General features: G+C 43.5%; 6 protein-coding genes. 5 read left to right on the top strand and 1 reads right to left on the bottom strand.

Translation table 11 applies throughout. From position 1 onward, the window contains the following. Positions 1–121: 121 nt before the first annotated feature. Positions 122–640: a DJ-1/PfpI family protein gene (locus B4J23_RS00470; RefSeq protein WP_291358218.1), complete on the bottom strand. Its 519-nt coding sequence runs from the start codon at positions 638–640 to the stop codon at positions 122–124. A 488-nt stretch (positions 641–1,128) separates the two neighbouring features. Here B4J23_RS00470 and pheA point away from each other — a divergent pair, with 488 nt between their 5' ends. From pheA to B4J23_RS00445, 5 genes are all read left to right on the top strand, one after another. Then, complete coding sequence (gene pheA / locus B4J23_RS00465; protein WP_034170724.1) at positions 1,129–2,238, top strand: prephenate dehydratase; 1,110 nt, start codon at positions 1,129–1,131, stop codon at positions 2,236–2,238. A 66-nt stretch (positions 2,239–2,304) separates the two neighbouring features. Continuing rightward, a complete protein-coding gene (gene hisC / locus B4J23_RS00460; RefSeq protein ID WP_291358213.1) occupies positions 2,305–3,396 on the top strand; it encodes a histidinol-phosphate transaminase in 1,092 nt (363 codons plus the stop codon). A gap of 3 nt (positions 3,397–3,399) precedes the next feature. Then, positions 3,400–5,646 carry a bifunctional prephenate dehydrogenase/3-phosphoshikimate 1-carboxyvinyltransferase gene (locus tag B4J23_RS00455; RefSeq protein WP_291358211.1) on the top strand — a complete coding sequence of 749 codons (2,247 nt, stop codon included), beginning with the start codon at positions 3,400–3,402 and terminating at the stop codon, positions 5,644–5,646. A gap of 100 nt (positions 5,647–5,746) precedes the next feature. Continuing rightward, positions 5,747–6,112, top strand: a complete 366-nt coding sequence (locus B4J23_RS00450) for a hypothetical protein (RefSeq protein ID WP_291358209.1) — start codon at positions 5,747–5,749, stop codon at positions 6,110–6,112. Further along, entirely contained in the window at positions 6,100–6,645 is a 546-nt protein-coding gene (locus B4J23_RS00445) for a GNAT family N-acetyltransferase (protein WP_291358207.1), read from the top strand. The genes B4J23_RS00450 and B4J23_RS00445 overlap by 13 nt, the downstream gene beginning before the upstream one ends. Positions 6,646–6,683 lie beyond the last annotated feature (38 nt).

Raw genomic sequence — 6,683 nt, 5'->3', positions numbered from 1 at the left:
TCATATTTTAACTGTTAGGACTCAGGTTTTTTTATTTAAAGCAAACTATGGGACAGCAATGTCCTAAATGGACTCTTTTTTTATGGAAAGAATATTCTTGAAATCTAGATGTTTTATTATTTTAAGATTTTAGTACATCCAGACATTCATGAATAAAAATTGGCAAATCATTGGGTACTCGAGATGAAATCAGCTGATTATTGTCATTGACCAGTTCAACATCATAATACGTCGCACCTGCATGTTGTACTCGAGGTGCATGCGCACGGATACTGGTAATGATGCGGTTCTTTAAAACATCAGCTTCACTGAGTAATAAAGATGCGTCACAAAGACTAAAAATGGTTTTTTTGGCCTCATTAAAAGCCTGAATGAAATGTAAGACTCGCGTATCGTTGGCGAGGGAAACTGGGGATTCACCGCCCGGAATGAGTAAGACATCAAAATCATCAATACTGATATGATCAATTCCCCGATCAATCGTTACACTCGACTGGCCATGTAATCCATGTACGACTTTTCCGGCATGGAGTTCAATATTACAGACACTGTGCTCTGCAGCAAGTAAGGCTGCAACAGGTTCAGTATATTCAAGATCTTCAAAATTATTCGTTACAAGTACCGCTATTCTTTTTGGCATTATAGGCACCCCCAATGTAGTTTTAAATTAGACTAGCGATTTAAGGTTTAAAAAACGTCTCTGCTTTGTAACCGAATAGTGATTTAGTGTAAAAAATCCAATTAAATCAAAGGAAAATGATTAAAAAAAACAGTTTTCTATGTGCATTTTATTGTGAACTGTCACTCAGATTTTAAGTAGTCAAACTAGAGGTATCGAGATGGCTTTATTTTTATTTTCTTATGCTTAAAATCGTTATGTAGATTAAGAAATAGTGATATTTCATCTTGATAGAAATCAGTTAAGATGAGCGGACAAAGTTTACAATTTGATAATGTAAAACATGCGAAAATGCTGAAAGAAATGTTACCAGATATGACTAAAGCGATGAACGGTTAAAATCAACTCCCTGTTTTTAAGAATTAATCTACTAAAGTTATATTGTGTAACATTTGTAGCGCACTAATTGTTATACTGCACAGATAAGGTTTATGAAGGGCGACATCACGATGATCAACGACGATCAAAACACAACGGCTTCTTTAGATTTGGCTAAAATTCGTGAAGATATCGATTCAGTTGATCAACAAATCCAGCAATTGATTAACCGTCGTGCACGTTTGGCTGAGGCTGTAGCAAAAGCGAAATTCGCATCTGAAGAAAATCCGCTGTTTTACCGTCCGGAACGTGAAGCACAGGTTTTGCGCAATGTTATGGAGCGCAATGAAGGACCGTTGTCAGATACGACGATGGCACGTCTGTTCCGCGAGATCATGTCAGCTTGTTTGGCGCTTGAAGCACCGCAAAGTATTGCGTTTTTGGGACCTGTTGGTACTTATACACATTCAGCAGTGTTGAAACATTTTGGTCATGATGCTGTGGTTCGTCCATTACCGACTATTGATGAAGTGTTCCGTGAAGTAGAAGCGGGCAGTGCGCATTATGGTCTGGTGCCGGTTGAAAACTCCTCTGAAGGTGTAGTGAACCATACTTTAGACTGTTTCAAGACTTCGCATCTGAATGTGATTGGCGAAGTGGAATTACCTATTCATCACCAGTTTCTGATCTCTGAAAATACCCGTAAAGACAGTATTAAACAGATCTATGCACACCAGCAAACTCTGGCTCAATGCCGTAAATGGCTGGATGCCCATTATCCAGGTGTAGAACGTGTGGCACTCAGTTCAAATGCTGAAGCTGCGCGCCGTATTCAGAATGAATGGCATTCTGCTGCGATTGCTTCTGAAATTGCTGCGAATATTTATAATCTTGAGATTATGCACAGCAATATTGAGGACAATCCAGAGAACACGACACGCTTCCTGGTGATTGGCCGTGAAAAAGTGCCACAAAGCGGCAATGATAAAACTTCATTACTGGTGTCTGCACATGACCGTGCCGGTGCATTGCTGGAAATTCTGGCTCCATTTGCCAAGCACAACATTAGTCTAACCAGTATTGAAACTCGACCTGCACTTCCTGAAAAATGGGCTTATGTATTCTTTATCGATCTTGAAGGTCATATTGAGCAGGAAAATGTTAAAGCTGCGATCGAAGAAATTCGTCCGCTTGTGAAAGAAGTCCGCGTGCTTGGTTCATATCCTGCAGCTGTTTTATAAAAGCAGCCTTTCGTGGTTAGTGCGAGAGTGCTAACCACTGTTTCATCTGTAAATCGGAAGTATAAAATGTCGTTTGTCCCAGCCAATGAAGGCATCTATAAATTAAAGCCATATCAACCAGGTAAACCGATCAGTGAACTTGAGCGTGAGTTGGGCATCACTGATATCGTGAAACTGGCTTCAAATGAAAACCCGCTGGGCTGTTCAGATAAAGTCAAAGAAGCAGTGGCTGCGGAACTGGCGGAAATTGGCCGTTATCCTGATGGCGGTGGCTTTATCCTGAAAGATCAGATCAAGACACAATTCGGTTTTGATCATAACCAGATTACTTTGGGTAATGGTTCAAACGACTTACTGGAAATATTTGCCCGTGCATTTGTTTCTGAAAAAGATTCAGTGGTGTATAGCCAGCATGCGTTTGCGGTATATGCACTGGTGACTCAAGCGATTAATGCCGAAGCGATTGAAGTGCCAGCAAAAGGCTTCTCTCATGACCTTGAAGCGATGGCGGCTGCGGTAAAAGACAACACCAAGCTGATCTTTATTGCGAATCCGAACAACCCGACAGGGACCTGGTTCGAAGAAGCTGAATTTGAAGCATTCATGCAAAAAGTTCCAGCGAATGTGATCGTAGTACTGGATGAAGCCTATGTGGAATATTTCCCGGAAAACTTCAATAGCCTGAAATTCCTGAAACAATATCCAAACCTGATTGTCAGCCGTACGCTGTCTAAGTGCTATGGTCTGGCTGCGCTGCGTGTTGGTTTTGCTTTGGCATCTGTTGAAGTGACTGATTACTTGAACCGTATCCGTCAGCCATTCAACGTCAACCATTTAGCCATGGTGGCTGCGGTTGCTGCACTGAAAGATGGAGCATTTATCGAGAAATCTCGTGAAGTGAACAAGGCGGGTATGGCACAGCTAGAAGCCGGCTTCAAAGCTTTAGGCCTGAACTATGTACCTTCACGCGCAAACTTCATCTTGGTTGATGTACAGGCTGATCCAGCTGAAACATTTAACAAGTTGTTGAAAGAAGGCGTGATCGTACGTCCAGTGGGTATTCCAAACCACCTGCGTGTATCGATTGGTACTGAAGCTGAAAATGCCAAATTCCTTGCTGCATTAGGTAAAGTACTTGGCTTAGAGGCGAAAGCTTAAGTTATGTCGCAGCCATTGTTTGAAAAAGTTGCCTTTATCGGACTTGGACTGATTGGTTCAAGTCTGGCGCGTGTCATTCAGGCCGAGCATTTAGCCAATGACATCGTGGCATCGACCCGCTCACAAAAAACCTTGGAAGATGCCAAGGCACTTGGTCTGATTTCCAACGGCTATGCAAATCCTGTAGAAGCCGTTAAGGGGGCAGATCTGGTGGTACTGGCATTACCTGTTCGTGCTACCCAGAAAGTGCTAGAAACGATCAAGCCTTATTTGTTGGAAAATGCCATTCTGACCGATGTTGGCAGTACCAAAGGCAATGTGGTAGAAGCAGCCAAAGCTGTGTTTGGTGAAAATCTGCCAGCCGGTTTTGTGCCGGGGCATCCAATTGCGGGTGCTGAACATACCGGCGTGCATGCAGGTAAGGTCGATCTATTTGCCAATCACAAGGTGATTTTGACGCCGTTACCAAGCAGCGGACAATGGGCGGTCGATAAACTGATTCAACTGTGGCAGGTGGCCAAAGCGGAAGTGATTTGTATGGATGTGGAAAAGCACGATGAAGTGCTGGCCCATACCAGTCATCTTCCGCATCTGATGGCCTTTAACCTGGTCGAACAACTGGCCAAGCGTGAAGACAATTTCGATATTTTTCGTTATGCTGCGGGCGGCTTTCGGGACTTTTCCCGAATTGCAGCCAGTGATCCACAAATGTGGCATGACATCTTTTTTGCCAACAAAAAAGCAATTCTTAATGCTGTAGATGGCTTTGAAGCTCAACTCGCGATTATCCGCAAGCTGATTGAAGATGAAGATTCACAAGCTTTAATAGGCTTGTTGGGGCATGCGCAAGCCGCGCGTCAGCACTTCAATCATATGCTCGCCAAGAAACCTCTCATGGAGAAAAATAAAGTGACACAACAATTTACCATTCAACCAGGTGCCAAGACGTTCCAGGGTAAATTTACCGTGCCAGGTGACAAATCTGTGTCACACCGTTCCATCATGTTTGGTGCCATCGCTGAAGGCACAACGCATGTGACGGGTTTCCTTGAGGGTGAAGATGCACTTGCAACTTTACAAGCCTTCCGTGACATGGGCGTGAGCATCGAAGGCCCTAAAAATGGTGAAGTGACCATTCATGGTGTGGGTATGCAAGGTCTGAAAGCACCGAAGTCTGCGCTTTACATGGGTAACTCTGGTACTTCGATGCGCCTGCTGGCTGGCATGCTGTCAGCTCAGAAATTTGATTCGGTGATGACGGGTGATGCATCCCTGTCTAAACGTCCAATGGAGCGTATTGCAAAACCATTACGTTTGATGGGCGCGCAGATTCAAACTACGGGTGAACGTGGTACACCACCAGTATCGATTACGGGTAATCAAAACCTGAAAGGTATTCAATACGACTTGCCAATGGCATCTGCTCAGGTGAAATCAGGTATTCTGCTGGCGGGTCTTTGGGCGGAAGGTGAAACTTCAGTGACTGAACCTGAACCAACCCGTGACCATACTGAACGTATGTTGCGTGCGTTTGGTTATGACGTAAAAACTGAAGGCAACCGTATTTCCCTGCAAGGTGGCGGCAAGCTGGTGGGTACTAACATTCAGGTGCCTTCTGATATTTCATCTGCAGCTTTCTTTATGGTCGGTGCAGCGATTACTGAAAATTCAGACGTGACTTTGGAAGCGGTAGGCATTAACCCGACCCGTACTGGTGTGATTGAAATCCTGAAACAGATGGGTGCGGACATCACTGTTGAAAATGAACGTATTGCAGGCGGTGAACCGATTGCAGACATTCGTATTCGCGGTACACGTACGTTAAAAGGCATTCATATGCCGGAAGACCAAGTGCCACTAGCAATTGATGAATTCCCGGCATTATTCATTGCTGCTGCATGTGCAGAAGGCCAAACGATTCTAACTGGTGCTGCTGAGCTGCGTGTCAAAGAATCTGATCGTATTCAGGTGATGGCTGATGGTTTGAAAACCATGGGTATTGATTGCACACCAACTGATGACGGCATCATCATCGAAGGTAAAGGTAAGACAGGCGACTGGTCACCAATCTTTACTGGCGGTGAAATTGAATCGCATCATGATCATCGTATTGCCATGAGCTTCTCGATTGCAGGTCTGCGTAACTCAGGTGAAATTAAGATTGTTGGGACTGAAACTGTCGCAACCAGTTTCCCAACCTTCACTGAACTGACTTCTCAAGCTGGTCTGGCGATTGAAGTGACAGAATAATTCTAAAATTTACATGAAACAGCCAAGCTTTTGCTTGGCTGTTTTGTTTATATTGGCTTATGCTAAAACCATACAACAAAAAAGCCATTTGGATGTAGCAATGCGAAAATTAAAATTTATGGCCAATCCTCAGAGCCAGGAACAATTACAGGGCAGTCAGCAGACTCAGGAATATGTGACACATCTGCTGACGGAAGAGCTCGGTAAATATGGCTTTAAAACCTTGGCGCAAAGTGGCGCACAAGTGGCCGTAAGTGTCGATGAACACGAGTTGCCATTATCAGTGAGCTGTGAGACACGAGACCAGGAAGGGCACCTGATTTGTGAAATCGCCTCTTACCCGGATGAAGAACAGGACTGGCTGGACCGGATTACAGAACAAAGTTTATTAAATCAGTTGGCACAAGCTGTTGAAGCATCGTTGAAAGAACAAGAAAGTTTTAGTGAGTTTGAGTGGAAGAACTAGTTCAACAAATGCAAAGTCTTTCGCCTATATTGCAAAGTAAATGTCTTGTTTTAGATTATTTTAAGTCATCCGATGCTGCGGAAGCCTATGCCTCGATTACCCCGAGTTTGACCCGTTTTATGGCATGGGATGCACCGGAATCTGAACAGGTATTTGCAACAGTCTGGCAAAACTGGCTAAACAATATGGCTAATCATAAAGAATATATCTTTGTGATTCGCCATATTGAAAGACATGAATTTATCGGATTATGCGGTTTGCATCGACTGCATGATGAAATACCTGAAGTGGGTATCTGGATTCGTGAAAAGGCGCATGGTCATCATTATGGACATGAGGCAGTACGTTGTATTGTGGGCTATGCTTTTAATACATTAGGGATTAAAGTTTTGAGCTATCCGGTAGCAGAAGAAAACTGGGCTAGCCGAAAAATTGCAGAACGTCTGGGTGGGAAAATTTCTAGCCACTTAGATAAACCTAAATATCGGGCTGTAATTTATGAAATTCATGTTAAAGATTTTATTTCTGAATAAAAAACCTCATCATTCGATGAGGTTTTTTTGATTAGCTT

Origin of the sequence: Acinetobacter sp. UBA3025, from assembly GCF_002367915.1 — a bacterium.
Taxonomy (GTDB): domain Bacteria; phylum Pseudomonadota; class Gammaproteobacteria; order Pseudomonadales; family Moraxellaceae; genus Acinetobacter.
Note: the sequence above shows the minus strand (reverse complement) of the source record. Positions and strands in the feature narration are given on the sequence as shown.

What these genes read in the sequence shown, in the direction of transcription:
- B4J23_RS00470 (WP_291358218.1), bottom strand. Translation starts at nt 640, where the DNA reads ATGCCAAAAAGAATAGCGGTACTTGTAACGAATAATTTTGAAGATCTT.
- pheA (WP_034170724.1), top strand. Translation starts at nt 1,129, where the DNA reads ATGATCAACGACGATCAAAACACAACGGCTTCTTTAGATTTGGCTAAA.
- hisC (WP_291358213.1), top strand. Translation starts at nt 2,305, where the DNA reads ATGTCGTTTGTCCCAGCCAATGAAGGCATCTATAAATTAAAGCCATAT.
- B4J23_RS00455 (WP_291358211.1), top strand. Translation starts at nt 3,400, where the DNA reads ATGTCGCAGCCATTGTTTGAAAAAGTTGCCTTTATCGGACTTGGACTG.
- B4J23_RS00450 (WP_291358209.1), top strand. Translation starts at nt 5,747, where the DNA reads ATGCGAAAATTAAAATTTATGGCCAATCCTCAGAGCCAGGAACAATTA.